This window comes from Geotalea uraniireducens, from assembly GCF_027943965.1.
In the GTDB taxonomy this organism is placed as follows: Bacteria; Desulfobacterota; Desulfuromonadia; order Geobacterales; family Geobacteraceae; genus Geobacter; species Geobacter uraniireducens.
On the sequence record NZ_AP027151.1, the window covers coordinates 850,228 to 867,618 of the forward strand.

17 protein-coding genes are annotated in these 17,391 nt (G+C 64.9%); 8 read left to right on the top strand and 9 right to left on the bottom strand.

Annotation, left to right across the window (positions count from 1 at the left end):
• Nucleotides 1-4: 4 nt before the first annotated feature.
• Complete coding sequence (locus tag QMN23_RS04075; protein WP_282001986.1) at nt 5-697, bottom strand: YkgJ family cysteine cluster protein; 693 nt, start codon at nt 695-697, stop codon at nt 5-7.
• Between the two features lie 224 nt (nt 698-921).
• Between QMN23_RS04075 and QMN23_RS04080 the strand changes: the two genes are divergently transcribed.
• The 4 genes from QMN23_RS04080 to QMN23_RS04095 all read left to right on the top strand — a co-directional run bounded on the left by QMN23_RS04080 (nt 922) and on the right by QMN23_RS04095 (nt 5,204).
• Nucleotides 922-1,296 carry a hypothetical protein gene (locus tag QMN23_RS04080; RefSeq protein ID WP_282001988.1) on the top strand — a complete coding sequence of 125 codons (375 nt, stop codon included), beginning with the start codon at nt 922-924 and terminating at the stop codon, nt 1,294-1,296.
• 68 nt (nt 1,297-1,364) lie between these two features.
• Nucleotides 1,365-1,982 carry a chemotaxis protein CheD gene (locus QMN23_RS04085; protein WP_282001990.1) on the top strand — a complete coding sequence of 206 codons (618 nt, stop codon included), beginning with the start codon at nt 1,365-1,367 and terminating at the stop codon, nt 1,980-1,982.
• Between the two features lie 92 nt (nt 1,983-2,074).
• Nucleotides 2,075-4,123 (top strand): ATP-binding protein, encoded by a 2,049-nt coding sequence (locus tag QMN23_RS04090; RefSeq protein ID WP_282001992.1) that lies wholly within the window; start codon nt 2,075-2,077, stop codon nt 4,121-4,123.
• 193 nt (nt 4,124-4,316) lie between these two features.
• On the top strand, nt 4,317-5,204 hold the full coding sequence (locus QMN23_RS04095; RefSeq protein ID WP_282001995.1) for a DUF5684 domain-containing protein: 888 nt from the start codon (nt 4,317-4,319) through the stop codon (nt 5,202-5,204).
• Between the two features lie 16 nt (nt 5,205-5,220).
• On the opposite strand, the gene QMN23_RS04100 is transcribed toward QMN23_RS04095, so the two are convergent.
• Nucleotides 5,221-5,706 carry a thioredoxin family protein gene (locus tag QMN23_RS04100; protein ID WP_282001997.1) on the bottom strand — a complete coding sequence of 162 codons (486 nt, stop codon included), beginning with the start codon at nt 5,704-5,706 and terminating at the stop codon, nt 5,221-5,223.
• Between the two features lie 192 nt (nt 5,707-5,898).
• On the opposite strand from QMN23_RS04100, the gene QMN23_RS04105 reads away from it, so the two are divergent.
• A complete protein-coding gene (locus QMN23_RS04105; RefSeq protein WP_282002000.1) occupies nt 5,899-7,545 on the top strand; it encodes a fatty acid--CoA ligase in 1,647 nt (548 codons plus the stop codon).
• Between the two features lie 21 nt (nt 7,546-7,566).
• Nucleotides 7,567-8,394, top strand: coding sequence for a UDP-3-O-acyl-N-acetylglucosamine deacetylase (lpxC, locus tag QMN23_RS04110; protein ID WP_282002003.1), 828 nt, complete (start codon nt 7,567-7,569; stop codon nt 8,392-8,394).
• A gap of 33 nt (nt 8,395-8,427) precedes the next feature.
• On the opposite strand, the gene QMN23_RS04115 is transcribed toward lpxC, so the two are convergent.
• The 7 genes from QMN23_RS04115 to QMN23_RS04145 are packed head-to-tail and all read right to left on the bottom strand — an operon-like array spanning nt 8,428 to nt 16,634.
• Nucleotides 8,428-9,183 (bottom strand): hydrogenase, encoded by a 756-nt coding sequence (locus QMN23_RS04115; protein ID WP_282002006.1) that lies wholly within the window; start codon nt 9,181-9,183, stop codon nt 8,428-8,430.
• Complete coding sequence (locus tag QMN23_RS04120) at nt 9,180-10,076, bottom strand: IclR family transcriptional regulator (protein ID WP_432613096.1); 897 nt, start codon at nt 10,074-10,076, stop codon at nt 9,180-9,182. The genes QMN23_RS04115 and QMN23_RS04120 overlap by 4 nt, the downstream gene beginning before the upstream one ends.
• A 16-nt stretch (nt 10,077-10,092) precedes the next feature.
• Entirely contained in the window at nt 10,093-11,610 is a 1,518-nt protein-coding gene (locus QMN23_RS04125) for a hydrogenase (protein WP_282002009.1), read from the bottom strand.
• Entirely contained in the window at nt 11,607-13,043 is a 1,437-nt protein-coding gene (locus QMN23_RS04130) for a proton-conducting transporter membrane subunit (RefSeq protein ID WP_282002011.1), read from the bottom strand. Before QMN23_RS04130 ends, QMN23_RS04125 begins: the two co-directional genes overlap by 4 nt.
• Before the next feature lie 4 nt (nt 13,044-13,047).
• Nucleotides 13,048-13,689: a hydrogenase gene (locus tag QMN23_RS04135; RefSeq protein ID WP_282002014.1), complete on the bottom strand. Its 642-nt coding sequence runs from the start codon at nt 13,687-13,689 to the stop codon at nt 13,048-13,050.
• A gap of 5 nt (nt 13,690-13,694) precedes the next feature.
• Complete coding sequence (locus tag QMN23_RS04140) at nt 13,695-14,603, bottom strand: respiratory chain complex I subunit 1 family protein (RefSeq protein WP_282002015.1); 909 nt, start codon at nt 14,601-14,603, stop codon at nt 13,695-13,697.
• Between the two features lie 33 nt (nt 14,604-14,636).
• Nucleotides 14,637-16,634, bottom strand: a complete 1,998-nt coding sequence (locus tag QMN23_RS04145; RefSeq protein ID WP_282002017.1) for a proton-conducting transporter membrane subunit — start codon at nt 16,632-16,634, stop codon at nt 14,637-14,639.
• Nucleotides 16,635-16,802: 168 nt separating this feature from the next.
• Here QMN23_RS04145 and QMN23_RS04150 point away from each other — a divergent pair, with 168 nt between their 5' ends.
• Both QMN23_RS04150 and QMN23_RS04155 read left to right on the top strand, forming a co-directional pair.
• The gene (locus tag QMN23_RS04150; RefSeq protein ID WP_282002018.1) at nt 16,803-17,039 is read left to right on the top strand and encodes an antitoxin; all 237 of its coding nucleotides are present in this window, start codon (nt 16,803-16,805) and stop codon (nt 17,037-17,039) included.
• Nucleotides 17,032-17,370, top strand: coding sequence for a type II toxin-antitoxin system PemK/MazF family toxin (locus QMN23_RS04155; RefSeq protein ID WP_282002020.1), 339 nt, complete (start codon nt 17,032-17,034; stop codon nt 17,368-17,370). Before QMN23_RS04150 ends, QMN23_RS04155 begins: the two co-directional genes overlap by 8 nt.
• The last annotated feature ends 21 nt before the right edge of the window (nt 17,371-17,391 follow it).

Genomic DNA, 17,391 nt, shown 5'->3' on the forward strand with positions numbered 1-17,391 from the left:
TTACTCAGTCGGGAAAGGCGATTCGCTGGCCGGCGAGAAAGTCGGTCGCCAGTTCGGGCGAAGCGAGGAAACGACCGACCGAGCGGGTAAGCTCTCGCCCGGTGTCATCGAGCCCCCGTTGCGCCAATCCTGCCGCAATGCCCCGGAAGGTCTGCTCGACGAGAAATTTCTGGAACAGGTTCGCCAGCAGCGGTGCATAATCGCCGGCCGCCTGGGCGGCCAGGGCTTCGCTGCAGCGTTGGGAATCGGTCGAGGTGATCGCCCGGCAGGTAAGAGGGCGTACCTGATGGATTGTGCACCAGCCGCGCCGATCGAGAAAGGGGCAGGGAATATCCGCCCTGATCCGCTCGTCGTCGTCGAGCCAGCGGACCGCCCGGGCGGTTTCCTCGACCTGGCGGTGCAGGGGGGCGACTTCGGCGGCCGGCAGGTCCGCTGTCAGATAACGGGCAATGGCGATCGCCTCGGGGATCAGCACCGTGACATTGACCCGGCAGCAGGCCGAGCAGCCCGGCCCACAGGCGGTCAGTTCCGTCGTTTCGGCCGTCATGTTGGTCACCAGCACCGTTTCGGCCTGCTCGGCAAGCCGCGCCATGGTCTCGCCAATGGCGGGAGCGCCGACGGCCCTTGCCAGGCCGGACAGGGTCATGGCAGTAATCTCGGCGGTGTAGGCGGCGAAGTCGAAATCGTTGCTTGGCATGGCTGCTCCGTCCGGCCGGCAATCCTGCGGTCGTGGCCGGAAACAGGTGTCGGGCCGTTCTGGCGTTACACTTCTTCTCAATTGTAATTGCGGCCGGGCGATCGTCAACCCGGCGGAGCCGGTAGCGGGCCGCACTTTTTATTTGCGGCGCTGGCGGTACCGGCCTATGATAGGGCCGTTCGGGTCCGGCCATCGGGCCAGCTTGCCATCGAGAGGAGCATTGCATGCGATTTATCAATACCGGGCGGGTGGTGGCCGCCCAGCTGACCACGCCGGCCGAGAATCCGCTGCTGACGGAGGACAGTCGGCTTATCGACGTCTGGTTCGAGGGGGCGGTGGTCCGTAAGCAGCTGTTCAAGAAGGTTACCAAGGCGGAGGAAGAATCCTTTGTCGCCCGGCTCCTGGCGGCGGGGTTCGTCCGCTCGGGCAATCTGTTGCTCGATCCCGCCGCGATCCTCTTTGCCGAGATGGAGAATCAGTTCGTTGGCGGGCTGGTCACTATCGGCTTCCAGGAAAACGGTAAGCCGCTCGAACTGAAGGTGAGCGGCAAGGTATTCGCCGATCTGTGCGACCGGCTCGCCGGCCATGGCCCCGCTTGAGGACGACCCGGTAAAATGCTTGCCACTGTTTGCTGCCGTCCGGTCTGCTTCTGGTATACTGTCGCCTTATGAATCGTCAGCTCTTCGTCGGTCGCAAGATACTCCGGATTCCTCCCTGTGGTTACCAAGTGGCGCGGGGACGGATCATCATGTCCACCCTCCTCGGGTCCTGCGTGGCGGCCTGCCTTTACGACCCGGAAAACGGCGTGGCCGGGATGAACCATTTCATGCTGAGCAATCGTCGCTATGCCCGCGAGATGCCCTTCAGCATCACCGAAGCGGGACGTTACGGCATCCATGCCATGGAGTTGCTGATCAACGCGCTGATGCGGCACGGGGCGCGGCGGGCCAACCTGCGGGCCAAGGCCTTCGGCGGCGCTTCGATCTTTACCAATCGGGACGTCGTCGGCAATTTCTCCTGCGTTGGCAGTGTGAATTGCCGTTTCATCCGGGAATTCCTCGATAACGAAGGAATTCCGCTCGTTGCCTCCGACCTGGGGGGGGAGCGGGGGCGGGTCATCTATTTCGATGGGGGCGACTATTCGGTGTATGTCCGCCGGATGAGCGGGCGGCGCAATATCGTCGTGGCGGAGCGCGACCGGAGCCTCTGGCAGCAGAGCGTGGAAGAGCATGACCGGGAGGCCGCCGGCATCGACCTCTGGCTGCCGGGGCAACCCCGTTACTGACGGAATGCGCCAGCGGCCGGGAACTGCCTGCCCGGCCGGCCATGGGCGACAAACGTGGCTGCGGAGGCCACACCGGACGGGGGAAGTGGGCGATGACCCTTTTTTCACCTGTTTTTCGCAAACATCGCACCATTCGCCGGATCAGGCTCTACTTGGCGATTGCTCTGGCGGGGTGGACGGCGTTACTGGCCCTGTCGATCATGCTGGAGCTCTCCTCGCTGCGCGGCAATACCGAGCAGACTGCCAGAGCCGAGGCCCTGATGGCCTACGAAAAAGATGCTCTCTACCGGCGCTGGGCGTCCCGGCGCGGCGGCGTCTATGTTGAGGCATCACCCGATTCGCCGCCGAACCTGCATCTCTCCCATGTCACCGAACGGGATATCATTACCCCCTCAGGCCGCCATCTCACCCTTGTCAACCCTGCCTACATGACCCGCCAGGTTTTTCAGACCGCCAAGGAGTTTGCCGGTCCCCAGGGGCATATTGCCAGTCTTCGCCCCCTCTACCACGGCAACCAGCCCGACTCGTGGGAGGCGAAATGTCTCCGTTCCTTCGAACGGGGGACCACCGAGGCCAGCTCGGTCGAGTCGATGGCCGGCCAGCCCTACATGCGCTTCATGCGCCCCTTCATCGCTGAGGAGTCCTGTCTCAAGTGCCATGGCGTCCAGGGGTACAAAGTAGGTGATGTGGTCGGCGGCATCAGCGTCGCCGTACCGATGGCCGGCCTGCTCGCCGCCCAGCAGGAGGAGGTGTGGCAGATCTGGGGCTGGCACGGACTGCTCTGGCTCCTCGGCTGCGTCGTCATCGGCTGGGGCGGACGCCGTATCGGCCTCGATACGGTGGCCCTCGTCACCCAGGAGGAGCGCCTGACCGAGCGGAACGAAGAGCTGGTGATGACCGAGGAAGAGCTGCGACAGCAGGTAGACGAGTATCAGCAGGCCCAGAACGAGCTCCAGGCGGAGAAGAACAAACTGGAAACGATCATGGCCAGCATGGGAGACGGGCTGATTATCGTCGCTCCCGATTACCGGATCATCTATCAGAACCGGGTGATAACCGCCCTGTTCGGCGATCGGACCGGTGAACTCTGTTACCAGGCCTACCGAGGGAAGGCTGAGCGGTGTCTCGATTGTCCGGTCGACCAATCGTTTGCCGACGGCAGGCCCCATACCGAAGAGCTGACCTTGCAGAATGCCGGGCGGGAACTCTGTTTCGAGGTCATCGCCTCGCCGCTACGGGACTGGAACGGCTCCATCGTGGCGGTGGTGGCGGTGCTGCGCGATGTTACCGAACGGAAGAAGGCCCAACGGGAGATGGAACGGCTAAATGCCTCCCTTGAGGAACGGGTTTACGAGCGGACTGCCCTCCTGGAGTCGGAAATCAGGCAGCGGGAAGCCGCCCAGTACGAGATCGGCCTGTTGAACGAAGACCTGATGCGGCGCACGTTGCAGCTCGAACAGAGCAACCGGGAACTGGAATCGTTCAGCTATTCGGTGTCCCATGATCTGCGAGCCCCACTGCGCCACATCAATGGTTTCAGCCATGCCCTGGCCGAGGAGTTCGGCGACCTCCTGAACGAGGAGTGCCGCGGCTACCTGCAGCGGATCGATACCGCCGCCAGCCGGATGGGGGTGTTGATCGACGACCTGCTGTCGTTGGCGCGGGTGACCCAGGCGGAGATGCGCCACGAGCGGGTCGATCTGAGCGGCCTCTGCGTCCAGGTGCTGAAACAGCTGCAGGAGACCGCCCCGGCCCGGCAGGTGGAGTGGACCGTTGCCCCGGATGTTGCTGCCTGCGGCGATCCGTTGCTGCTGCGCCAGCTCATGGAAAACCTGCTCGGCAATGCCTGGAAGTATACGGGAAACGCCGACGTTGCCCGGATCGAATTCGGTCGGACTGAGTGGGAGGGGACCCCCTGCTGTTTTATCCGCGATAACGGGGTCGGCTTCGACATGCAGTATGCCGACAAGCTCTTCAAAGCGTTCCAGCGGTTGCACGGTACCGAGTTCGAAGGAAGCGGCATCGGCCTGGCAACTGTCCAGCGGATCATTGCCCGCCATGGCGGCCGGATCTGGGCGGAGTCGGCGGTCGGCTGCGGGGCGACATTCTATTTTGTCCTTCCCGGTTGTCCTGACCGCTAGCCATCTCCGCCAAGGGACGAATATCGTCAATGGAAGCTTCCCCGCGGCGAGGCGGCATCCCCGCCGCCGAACGGCGGACGCGGGCCGGTGGGGCCTGCCCGCGTCTCCTCTCCCGAAGATTGCAACGGCATGCTTCGTGCTAGAACGGTGGTACGGCGAATACCATGCCGGACAATCCGCAGGGGGGGCAGCTATGAAAGGCATCTGGGGGGGAGGAGTAGTGCTGGCGCTGGTACTGGCCGTGCTGATCGGCACGGTGCAGATTGCCGGCGCCAAGCAGGTTTATCTCAAGGACGGCGGGGTAATCGATTGCCGGTCGGCCTGGCGGGATGACGGGCGCGTGCAGGTGCTGGTCAACCGCGATACGCTGGTAACTCTCGGTACCGACGAGGTCGATCTGCCCAGGACCTTTGGCCGCCCTGCGGCAAAGCAGCTCCGGCAGAAACATCACCGTGGTCATCATCGTTCTGCGGGGCACGGCGCTGCGGCGGCTACAGCTGCCGACCCGCCGCCCGCGGCCGGCGATCCGGCGCCTGCCGGCGCTGTTGTCGACCCGGCTACCCCACCGGTCAAACCGGAACCCGCGCTGGCGTCGCCAGCCGTTCCGCATGTCGCTCCTTCCGCCGAACCGCCCCGGCAGCAATCACAGCCGACGGTGGGCATCCCGGCTCCGGCACCGGTGCCGGCCAATTCGATTCCGCCGAACGTCGCGCTGTTCCTCTCGACGTTTGGTACCTCGCTGGTCGCGGTGCTGGTCGTGCTGTTCCTCTTTTTCCTGGCGGTCTACTGGAAAGTCTACGTCAAGGCCGGAGAACCGGGCTGGAGCAGCCTGATCCCATTTTATAACCTGTTCATCCTGGTGAAGATCGCCGGCAAGCCGTGGTGGTGGTTCCTGCTGCTGTTCCTGCCGCTCGTCAATATCATCGTCGCCGTGCTGCTTCACCTGGCGCTGGCGGCCCGCTTCGGCAAGGGGGTGTTGTTCGGGCTCGGCCTGGCTTTCCTCGGTTTTATCTTCTTCCCGATTCTGGCCTTCGGCAAGGCGGAATACCAGCCGCTGATCCCGTCGCCGGCGGGAGCCTAGCGGCGGCCGGCGTTTTCTAACGGTGGGTGGCGATGATGGCGAGCATCTCCTCTTCCATGGTCGTCCGGGGGAAGACGGTGATCCGTCCCAGTTCCCGACCGTCGCGGATAAAGATGAAGACCGGCACGCTGTCGATGTCGAAGCGGTCCGCCAGGCCGATTCCATCGTCTTTGAGCCGGTCCACGGCATCGAGTTCCAGGGTGAGTCGCGAGTTGGCGGTGACGTCGAGGGTCTTCAGCAGTGTTGGCACTTCGCTGCGCGAATCGAGGCACCAGGTGCCGAAAAAGACCACGATCCGAGTTGGCCGGTCGATCCGGCGCAAGGCGGCGATCACCTTGGCCTGTGGCTGATAGGCCGCGGCATTGTCCCGGAAGATCGGGAAGGCGGCATAGAGCGCGGCCGGCGTAGTCGGACCGCGCAGGTCCTTGCCGGCCGGTTTCGCCCCCCACGCCGGCAGCGCGCTGCATGAGACGATCAGTGCCATCACCGCAAGAAATCGCATAATTCCTCCCCTTTTCGCCGTCGCGGCGAGTTGCCCCGTGGCTCTCATGAGAAGGTTTACCACGGGGCGCCGCCGTTGTCCATCGCGCCACGTTCCGTAGCCCCGGGGTGGATTTTCACTTTTGTGCGTCGACGGTTTAGGGTATTCTTGAAAACTTGTGCCGCTAACCGTTCCCTCCACCAAGGAGTTCCCATGAACGACCATCTGATTCCGCGCACGGAGTCGGCTTACTCATACCCGCTGCTGATCAAGAACCTCCTCCAGGCGCCGCTGGTTGCCGCTCCGGACCAGGAGATCGTCTACCGAGATTCGCTTCGTTATACCTACCGTACCCTGGGGGAGCGGATCTGCCGACTGGCCAATGTCCTGACCAGTCTCGGCGTCAAGGCCGGCGACACGGTGGCGGTAATGGACTGGGACAGCCATCGCTACCTGGAGTGTTTCTTCGCCGTGCCGATGATCGGCGCAGTGCTTCACACCATCAACGTCCGGCTCTCTCCTGAACAGATCCTCTATACCATCGACCATGCGGAAGACGATGTCCTTCTGGTCAACAGCGAGTTCGTGCCGCTGCTCGAGCAGATCAAGGGGCGGCTCGATACGGTCAGGACATTCGTGCTGTTGACTGACGACCGCAAGCCGGTTGCCGGTTCCATCCCGTTCGCCGGGGAATACGAGGAACTGCTGGCGGCGGCGCCAACCTCCTTCGATTTTCCCGACTTCGACGAGAATACCCGGGCGACTACATTCTATTCGACCGGCACCACCGGCTTGCCCAAGGGGGTCTATTTCAGCCATCGCCAGCTGGTGCTCCATACCTTCGCTACCGTTGCCGCCCTGGCGACGCCTTTGACCCACGGCCGGTTCCATCGCCAGGACGTCTACATGCCGATTACCCCGATGTTCCACGTCCATGCCTGGGGACTTCCCTACGTTGCAACCATGCTGGGAGTCAAGCAGGTCTATCCGGGGCGCTACGTCCCCGAACAATTGCTCGAACTGATCGCCCGCGAGCGGGTGACCTTTTCCCACTGTGTGCCGACCATCCTCCATATGCTGCTGAAAAGCCCTGCGTCCGCCACTGTCGATCTGGCCGGCTGGAAAGTGATCATCGGCGGGGCCAGCATGTCCCGGACCCTCTGTCTGGAGGCGCTGCAGCGGGGGATCGATCTCTTCACCGGTTACGGGATGTCGGAAACCTGCCCGATTCTCACCCTGGCACACCTGACCCCGGAGATGCTGGCGCGCCCGGCGGCGGAGCAGGCCGAGATTCGCTGCAAGACCGGCATCCCGTTGCCGCTGGTACATCTCCGGCTGGTGGACGAACAGTTCCGCGATGTCCCCCGCGATGGCCAGAGTACCGGTGAACTGGTGGTCCGCGCGCCCTGGCTCACCCAGGGGTATCTGAAAGATCACAAGGCGTCGGCGAAGCTGTGGGAGGGGGGGTGGCTCCATACCAGCGATGTGGCGAACATCGATCCCCATGGCTATGCGAAGATTACCGACCGGACCAAGGACGTGATCAAGGTGGCGGGGGAATGGCTCTCTTCGCTGGAACTGGAGGATCTGCTCGTCCATCACCCGGCGGTGGCGGAAGTGGCGGTGATCGGCCAGCCCGACGAGAAGTGGGGGGAGCGTCCCCTGGCGCTCGTGGTGACCAAGCCGGACCAGCAGCCGCCGGTGACGGAAAAGCAGCTGCTCCATCATGTGCGCGAGTACGCCGAAAAAGGGCTGATCTCCAAGCAGGTAGTGCTGCTGCGGCTGCGGTTCGTCGCTGCCATCGACAAGACCAGCGTCGGCAAAACCAACAAGGTCGCCCTGCGTGAGAAATATCTGTAACGAGAGAGGATCGGGATTGCGATGATCAAACGGCAGACAACCATCAACAGGATCTTCCGGCTGAGCGGCATCGGCCTGCATACCGGCCGGACCGTCACCCTCGAATTCCTCCCCCGGCGGGAGTTCGGCATCGCCTTCGTCAATAACGGCCAGCTGATCCCTGCCCGCTACGACATGGTGGCCGATACCCGCCTGTCGACGCAGATCGCCGCCGGCGGCGCCTCGGTGGCGACCATCGAGCACCTGATGGCCGCTTTCTACTATTCGGGGATCACCAACTGTCTGGTCTACATCGACGGCCCCGAGGTGCCGATTATGGATGGCTCGGCCTGGGAGTTCTACCACGAGATATGGCGGGCCGGCGTTTACGAGTTCCCCGAGCCGGGCGTCTACCTGCAGGTGACCCGGCCCGTCGAAGTGCGGCACAACGACGCCTGGGTGCGGATCAAGCCGCTCAATACCCTCGACATCACCATGACCATCGAGTTCCGGCCGCCGGTGGGGAAACAGCGCAAGCGGGTGATGGACGTGGAGAATGCCGTTTCGATCATCAACTCGCGGACCTTCGTCCTCCACGAGGAGATCGAGGCGATCCGCAAGGCCGGGCTGGCCAAGGGGGGATCCCTCGACAACGCCGTGGTGATCGGCGGCGAGAGCATCGTCAACCCCCAGGGGCTCCGCTACAAGAAGGAACTGGTGAACCACAAGATCCTCGACCTGATCGGCGACCTCTATACCTGCGGTTACCGGTTGCTCGGCAAGGTGGAGGCGCACAAGACCGGTCACTACCTGAACAACCTGCTATTGCGGGAAATCTTTTCCGATCCGGAAAATTACGCTATCTACTGAAGGCCGGAGGGCTCGCGCCCTCCGTAACAATGATCAAATCTTGCCCAACAGCCGGAGCAGGCCGTCGAGAATGGTAACCGGGTGGGGAGGGCAGCCGGGGATGTAGAGGTCGACCGGGACGAGGTCGCCGATGCCGTTGTGCGCTGCCGGGGAGTCGAGGTAAGGCCCGCCGTTGATGGCGCAGGCGCCGCAGGCGACGACGATCTTCGGCGCCGGGATCGCCTCGTAGGTCATCAGCAGCGCTTCGCGCATGTTTTCGCTGACCGGGCCGGTGACCCAGAGGCCGTCGGCATGGCGGGGCGAGGCGACGAACTGGATGCCGAAGCGTCCCAGGTCCCAGCCGATGGTCGACAGGACGTTGGTGTCCGCTTCGCAGGCGTTGCAGCCGGCAGCGCTTACTTCGCGGAACTTCAGCGAGCGGCCGAACAGCGCCCGGGTCCGTTCCTCCAGGGCGCAGGCCAGGATTCGTTCGGCGCCCGGGCGGACGAGCAACTCCTCGCGGCGGTTGGCCGCCAGCCGGGGATCGGTGGTGAAGCTGATCGCCTCGTGGGGGCAGGCGGTGGCGCATTCCGGGCAGAAGAGGCATTTCCCCAGGTCGAGGGAGAGGTCGTCGGCGCAGGAGATGGCGCCGTAGGGGCAGGCGTCGGCGCAGCGGCGGCAGTCGGCCGGACACCGCTCCGTCAGGAATTCCGGGAAGCCGCGGAACCGGGGGGGAAGCGTCACCGGTTCCCGCGGATAGCGGGTCGTCCGGTGCCCCTGTTTCAGCCGGGCCAGGATCGCACGGATCATTGGCCGTGCTCCGTGGAAGGGGCGGGAGCCTCCCGCCGGCCGCCGGCAAGGTAGCCGAGCTTGAGTGAAATTTCGTCGGCGGCCTGGCGGACCTGGGGGATCAGTTCGGCGGCGAGCCGCTCGTCGGTCAGGCGCATTGCCGGTCCGGAAATGATCACCGCGGCGACGATCCGGCCGGTATGATTCCGGACCGGCGCTGCCACTCCCCGGATTCCTCGTTCCAGCTCTTCGTTGCCGACGGCGTATCCCTGTTCGGCGATCGCCGCCAGGTGGCGGGCGAGGGCCTCCCGGTCGGTGATTGTCCGGTCGGTGTAGGGGCGAAGCTCGACCCGTTCCAGATACTCGGCCAGCCGTTCCGGCGGCAGGGCGGCGAGCAGCACTTTGCCGGCGGCGGTGCAGTAGGCGGGGAGCCGGGAGCCGATCCGCGATGCCACCCGGACGGTCATGGTCGTTTCGACCGCTTCCAGGTAAGTGCTGAGATAATCGTGCATGGTGGCAATGTAGGCGGTTTCGTTGCAGACGTTCACCAAGTTCCTCAGTACCGTCTGGGCGTGGCGGAACAGTTCCGCCTGGGCAAGGAAGGTCCGGCTGATCTCGTAGGTCTTGAGCCCGAGGCGGTAGCAGCCGGTCAGCCGGTTGAGCTCCAGGTAGCCGCGCCGTTCGAGGGTCGCCACCAGCCGCTCGGTTGCCTGGGTGGTCAGTTCGAGCCGGTCGCGCATCTCCCTGATGCCGAGTTCGGCAACCTTGTCGTCGAACAGTTCCAGGAGGGTCAGGGCATTCGATACGGCCTGGATCATGTAGAACGATTTGTCGGTGCGCGGGACATTCGGTTTGCCGAGGTGTTCGGCACCTCCCTCCGGATTGGTTGTCGATTCTTTCTTTCGTCGTGCCACCGGTCGGTACTCCTTCCTACAGGTCAAAACCGCAATAAGATAGATTGAAGCTCTTGTTGCAGAGCGGGAAATCGGAAATCTGCTGGCCGCGCAGGGCCAGGGCGAGTCCCTGCCAGTTGTGGAACGAGGGGTCGGTCACCTTGTAACGGCGGAAACGGCCGGCTTCGTCGGTGATTGCCACGTGGCAGATTTCGCCACGCCACCCTTCGGTCAGCGCTACGGCGATCCGCTCGGCGTCCGGCGTCCCGGTTTGGTTGCGGCACGAGCCGACCGGCAGCTGGCCGAGCTGGTCGCCGATGAAGTCGAGGGATTTTTCCGCCTCCAGCCAGCGGACCACGGTCCGGGCGCAGACGTCACCGTGGTGGGCGGTGACCACCGGGATCTGGGCCATCCGGTAGATGCCGAACGGGTGGTCGAAGCGGACGTCCCGCTTGAGCCCGGAGGCGCGGGCTGCCGGGCCGACCAGCCCTAGTTTCTCCGCCGTTTCCAGCGGCACCGTGCCGGTATTTTCCAGCCGGCTCATCACCGACGGGGTGTCCCAGAGGAGTTTTACGGCATTGGCCAGGTCGGCGTGGGCGGCGTCGAGCCGGGCTCGCAGGTCGTCCCGGGCCGCCGGTTCGATGTCGAAGACGACGCCGCCGGGACGGAGCAGCCCCCGGCCAAAGCGGCTGCCGCACAGGACGGCGCTCATGTTGAGGAAGTCGCCCCTGATCCGGCCGCAGAAGGAGGAGGTTGGGAGGTAGCCGACGTCGCCGGCGATGGCGCCGAGGTCGCCGGTATGGTTGGCCAGTCGCTCCAACTCCAGGGCGATGCCGCGGATCACCTCCGCCCGGGCCGGCACCCGGCTCCGGGAGAGCGCTTCGACGACCATGCAGTAGGCCTGCATGTGGCCGATGGTGGTATCTCCGGCCACCGTCTCCATCTGGTAGGGGGTGCGGGGGTGGGGACCGCCGGCGAGCGCCTGCTCGATTCCCCGGTGCTGGTAGCCGAGGGAGATCTCCAGGTGCATCACCTGCTCGCCGTGGCACTGGAAGCGGAAGTGCCCCGGTTCGATGATCCCGGCGTGGACCGGGCCGACTGCCACTTCGTGGACCTCTTCCCCCTCGACCCGGTAGAACTCCATCACGCCGGGGAGGATCGGTTCTGCCGGTGCCCGGCCCCAGGCGTCGTGACCTGGGCGGAACGAGTGGTGGAAGCGGACCGGCTTCAGCCAGGGGTGGCCGGCGGGGATGATGCCGCACTGCTCGGCGATCTCTCGCTCGAAGAGGCTCACCTGGGGAGAGCGCTCGGCGAGCGAGGGGAACGACTCGCCGACGGTGGTCCGGAGCAGGCCGATCAAGCCATCGGCCTTGTAGGTGAGCACGCAGCAGAGAATCGCCCCGTCCGGCTCGGGGATGCCGAAGTAGGAGGCAACCTGCCAGCCGTGGCCGGTGGCGTCGATGATCTCCTGGAAAAAGCGGTCGCCGGCGAAGTGGGGGACCTCGGCGAACGGCAGCGCCATCCCGTTGTGGCAGGTGAGGAACGGACTCGTCACGGCCGCACCTCCAGAAGAGCGACGCCGTCGCGGAGCAGGCGCAGGAGCGGTTCGGGGATCCAGATGCCGAGGCAGAGGATGATGCCGAGCAAAAGCAGCGGCGGGGCTACGGTGAGGAAGCGATCCCGGTAGGCGGTCCGGGCGATGCCGGCCGGCACCCCTCCCATGACCAGAGGCAGCACCGTGGAGGCCATGCCGATGAAGACGATGGCCAAAAAGAGCAGGAACAGGCCGCCGATGACGTGCCGGCCCTCGACGAAGGCGCTGCTGACGATGGAAAACTCGCTGACGAAGGGGGAAAACGGCGGCGAACCGGTAATGGCGATGAAGCCGGCGAGGAACAGCCCTCCCGACCAGGGGAGTCGGGCGAGCGCCCCGCGGACCACCACCGTGCTCTTACTGTCGTAGGAGCGGTGGATGTTGCCGGAGGAGAGGAAGAGCACCCCCTTGGTCAGGCCGTTGTTTATGACATGGAACAGGGCGCCGAACAGCGCTCCCTTGCCGAGGCCAAGGGCAACGGCCATGATCCCGACGTGCTCGACGCTGGAGTAGGCGAGCATCCGCTTGAAGTCGGCCTGGCGGGCCATGAAGACGGCGGCGAAGGCCATCGAGATCAGCCCCATGGCGATCAGCGCGCTCTGGAAGAAGGCGCTTTCGCCCCCCGAGGCGAGGGCGATCTGGTAGACCCTGAGCAGCGCCAGGAAAGCGCAGTTGACCAAGCCCCCCGCCAGCAGCGCGCCGACCAGCCCCGGCGCCTCGCCGTAGGAGTCCGGTTTCCAGGCGTGGAGCGGGGCGAGCCCCATCTTCGAGCCGAAGCCGACCAGAAGGAAGATGAAGGCGGCGTGGAGCCAGCCGGGATTCAGCTCCCGGGCGACGGCGAGCAGCGGGCCGAGCAGCAGGGTGGCCTCCCGGTTGGCCAGGAGGGTCGAATAGGCGAGGAACATCAGCCCGAGCAGGGCGAGGGCGATGCCGACCGAACAGATCAGCAGGTATTTCCAGGTCGCCTCGATGGAGCGGGCGTTGCGGTTGAAATAGATCAGCGGCGCCATGGTGACGGTGGTGGTTTCCACCGCAACCCAGAGCATCCCCAGGTGCTGGCAGATCGTCACCAGGGTCATTGCCGAGAGGAGAGCCAGAAGTCCCATGCAGAGGACCCGGTTCGGTCGTTCGCGGCGGTAGCCGAGGTAGCCGACGGCGTAGACGGCGCAGACGGAGAAGAGCAGGGCAATGCTCACCAGGACGATTTTCCCGAGCGGGTCGAGGTAGAACCAGCCGCCGGGAGAAGGAGGCGGGGTCTCGATCAGCACGCAGGCGGTCAGTACCAGGTGCGGCAGGGCAGTGGCTGGCAGGACCAGCGGGCGGAACCTGCTGCTGGGGACGACCCAGGCGACCAGGGCGCCGAACAGCGGCAGCAGGACGAGTGCGTAGAGCATCCGGTCACTCCTCCTTCAGGGCGCTCAGCCGCGAAGTGTCGATGGACGAGAACTCGCGGCTGATGTGGTTGATGACGATCCCCATGACGAAGATGCCGACCAGGAGGTCGAGCAGCGCGCCGGCCTCGACCATGACCGGCATCGCTTCGGTGAGCAGCAGGCCGAAGATGAAGATGCCGTTTTCCAGGATCAGGTAGCCGATTACCTGGGAGATCGCTTTCTTGCGGGTGGTGAGGACCAGGAAGCCGGTCATCAGGGTGGCGATGGCGGCGGGGACGATCAGCAGCCCCTTGTGTTCCGGCGCCAGGGGGAGCCGGGCGGCGAAGACGAAGGCGAGGGCGGTGAAGATCGCCCCGAGGATCAGGGTCGGCACGTAGCCGATGAACGGCTCGACCTCGCGCTTGATCTGGACCTTCTGCACCGCATTGGTGATCAGGCCGGGGATGACGATCCCCTTGGCCAGGATGATCCCGACGATGATCGCCACCAGGTGCCAGGAGAACGGGTGGATGATCCCGGGGAGAATGCCGAGGATCACCCCCTGGACGGCGACGGCCCGGATCGAGAAGGCGAGTCGGCTCGAGCCGAGGATGACGAAGTTGATGAGCAAGACCAGCACCAAAAGTTGATCGGCAAAGGAACCCACGCGTATTACCTCAGTACCAGCAGCATGGAAAAGGCGGAGAGGATGGTCGCCGCCACCAGCAGTTGGGGGATGCGGACCAGCCGCAGCCGGGCCATCACCGATTCGATCACCCCGATAGCGACCGCCAGGGCCAGGATGGCGGCCAGGAAGACGCCCCAATCGCCGAGGGACGAGCCGGTCTTGACCGGCAGTGCCACATCGACGAAGAACGCCCCGAGGACGAAGAGCTTGAGCGCCGCGCCGTAGAGGATGGTGCCGAAGGCCGGGCCGCTGTGGTCAAGCACCATCACCTCGTGGATCATGGTCAGCTCCAGGTGGGTGTTCGGGTCGTCGAAGGGAATCCGGCAGTTTTCGGCGAGCAGGACGACGAACAGCGCTCCGAGCATGAGGAGCATCGACGAGCCGCTGCTCAGCCAGGTGGCCACCGAGGCATGGGTCAGCATCGGCGAAAGCGACAGGGTGCCGCTCATCCGGGCGAGGGTGATCAGGACGAAGAACAGCGTCGGTTCCGCCAGGCAGGAAAAGGTCACCTCGCGGGCCGCCCCCATCCCTTCGAAGCTGGAGCCGGTGTCGAGTGCGGCGACGGTGGTGAAGAAGCGGGCGAGCCCGAACAGGTAGGCGAACAGTACCATGTCGCCGTTGAAGGAGACCGCCGCCGGGTGGTTGCCGAGGGGGACCAGGAGCGCGGCAAGGGCGGTGGCGGCAAGGGTGACGAGCGGCCCGGCGCGGAACACCCAGGTGGTGGTATCGCTGAAGACCATCCCCTTGCGGAGCAGGCGGATAATGTCGTAGTACGGCTGGAGAAACGGGGCGCCGACCCGGCCGGCAAAGGCCGCCTTGGTCTTGCCGATCACCCCGAGCAGCAGCGGGGGGAGCAGGACGAGCAACAACAGGTGAATTATCGTATCGGTCATGGCGTAGCTACCCTTGCGGCATCGTCGGCGTTCTCAATGGGCCCAGATCATCAGCAGGAAGACCGTGGCGAAAATGTAGAGCATGTACAGATGCAACCGGCCGTGCTGCAGCCGGCGAAGTACGGCGAACGAAGCGCCGGCCGCCTTGAATGACGGGACCAGCAGCCGCTCCAGGACGGTTTCGGTCGGTGCGTAACTGAAGCGTCCCTGTCGGGGCGCCAGGCCGGCGATGGTCGGCCACTCCCGTTTCGGGCGGACTACGCCGGCGAACAGGTTGACCAGCAGTTCGGTAAACGAGACGCCGGTGTACTGGATGCGCGGTGTCGGCCGGAGATAGCCGCAGCCCCAGGTGGCGGCCGTTGCCCGGGGCTGGGCGCGCAGTCGCCAGCGGAAGGCCAGGGCCAGCAGGCCGAGCAGGAGCAGCAGGGCGGCGCTGCCGCCGGCCAGCCAGCTGAGCGCTTCGCCGAGCTCCGCCGTGCCGCTGAGCCGGGGCAGTGGCGCGCCGTATGCCTGGGCCGGCATCCGGACCAGGTCGAGAAGCGCCGTCGGGAACAGTCCGCCCGCGAGGCAGAGGGCCGCCAAAAGTCCCATCGGCAGGAGCATCGGCCAGGCCGCCTCGTGGCCGGCCGCTACCGCGGCGCTCCGGGGGGCGCCGAGGAAGGCGGTGCCGTACAGCTTGACGAAGGCGATGACCGCAATTCCGCCGACCAGTGCCAGAACGGGGGCGAGCAGGGCGATAAACGGCATCGGCGCGCTGAGCGCCTCGTTGAAAAAGCCGAGATAGAGGACGAATTCGCCGACGAAGCCGTTCAGCGGCGGCAGGCCGCAGATGGCGACGGCGCCGGTCAGCACCAGCGCCGCGGTCCAGGGAAGATGCCGAGCCAGTCCCCCCATCCGGTCGAGCTGCCGGCTGTCGGTGGCGTGGATCATGCTCCCGGAGCCGAAGAAGAGAAGCGGCTTGAACAGGCTGTGGTTGAAGATATGGATGAGCGCGCCGGCCATGCCGCAGCCGAACAGCGGGCCGTTGCCCGTCGCCTGGCCATAGAGGGCGGTGCCGATGCCGATGCCGACGATGCCGATATTTTCGATGCTGCTGCAGGCAAGGAGCCGTTTCAGGTCCCGTTGGGCGGCGGCCAGGACAATGCCGAGCAGCGCCGAGGCGGCGCCGAGGGTGAGCAGTAGCACTCCCCACCAGCGGAGGGGGAGGGCGAAAAACGATACGGTGCGAAGGATGCCGTAAATCCCCATCTTCAGCATCACCCCGGACATCAGGGCCGAGACGTGGCTCGGGGCGTTGGCGTGGGCACCGGGGAGCCAGATGTGGAGCGGCATCAGCCCCGCCTTGGCGCCGAAGCCGACCAGTGCCGCCAGGAAGATGACCGCGGCCGGCACGAGCGCGGCGTTCAGGGTGTGGGGCGCCGGGAAGAGGAACGATCCGGTCGTGGCGCGCAGCACGGAAAAGAGGAGCAGGAGGGCGGTGGTGCCAACGTGGGTAGCGATCAGGTAGACCATCCCGGCCTCCCGGACCTCGGCCCGCCGGTGTTCGACGGCCAGCAGGAAGTAAGCGGCCATGGCCATTACTTCCCAGGCGATCAGGAAGAGGACGCCGTTGCGGGCCACCAGCAGGAAAGCCATGGCGGCGGCCAGCAGGCCGTAAAAGAACGTCAGGGGCGGTTCGGTCGCGGGGTTGGTTGCCGCCGGCCAGTAGCCGAGGGCGTAGACGGCGCCGCAGGCGGCGACGAGAAAGACGGGGATAAGGAAGAAGGCGCTCAGGGGGTCGATGGCCAGTTCGCAGGGGCCGAACGGCAGTCCCCAGTCGACGCCGAAGGTGACGGTCCGGCCGGCCAGCAGCAGACTCAGGGAAGCGGGAAGACCGAGCAGGGCGGAAACTACCGTCAGCAGCGCGGCGAGCCGCTGCCCGCCGCCGACCCTGCGGAGCAGGAGTCCCGGGATGCCCGAAATCGCCATCAGGGAGATGGCGATCAGGACCAGTGAGGCGGAATCGGTAACCCCCTCTAAGGCGGATTCCATGATGAACTCCGGAAATCACCCCATGCCAGTTCATGCATCGTTATGTGGTGTTCGGTCCTATTAACGAGAAGACGCGGTATAGTGTGATAAAAATGCTAACGTTTTAAAAAACTATATGTTATTATTTTTTACACGTCAATGGTTAAATATGACGCAGAGGAGCATGCCATGCCGAACACTCGCCTCAACATCACCCTCCCCACTCACATCGTCGACGACATCAAGGCGTTGTACGGTCCTCGGGGGCTGAGCCAGTTCCTGGAAGAGGCGGCCCAGGAGAAGCTGGCCGACTTGAAGAAGAAGGCCTACCGGGGGCTCATCGAAGGGTACCAGTCGACCGCCGACGAGACGGTTGAAGTGTTGAAGAAGATCGAGAACGCGGTCACGGAGAAGCGCGATGTTTAAGCGGGGGGGGATCTATTCGGTCAACCTGGCTCACGAGGGCGAGGGGGTTCAGGAAACCTGCCCCTGCCTGGTGGTGAGCAACAACATCAGCAACGAATACTCGCCGGTGGTCACCATCGTCCCGCTCTCCTTCTCGCCGCGGGAGAAGATCTACGAGTTCGAAACGTTCCTGCCGGCGGCGAAAACCGGCCTGGTCCGGGATGCCCGGATCAGCTCGCACATCATCATCACCATCGACAAGACCAAGGTGGTCGGCGAGCGAATCGGCTTTCTCCCCAAAACGCTGATGGAGGCGGTCGAAAAGGCGCTTCGCCTCCAACTCGCCCTCTGAGGCGGCCCCCGGCCGCCTTTC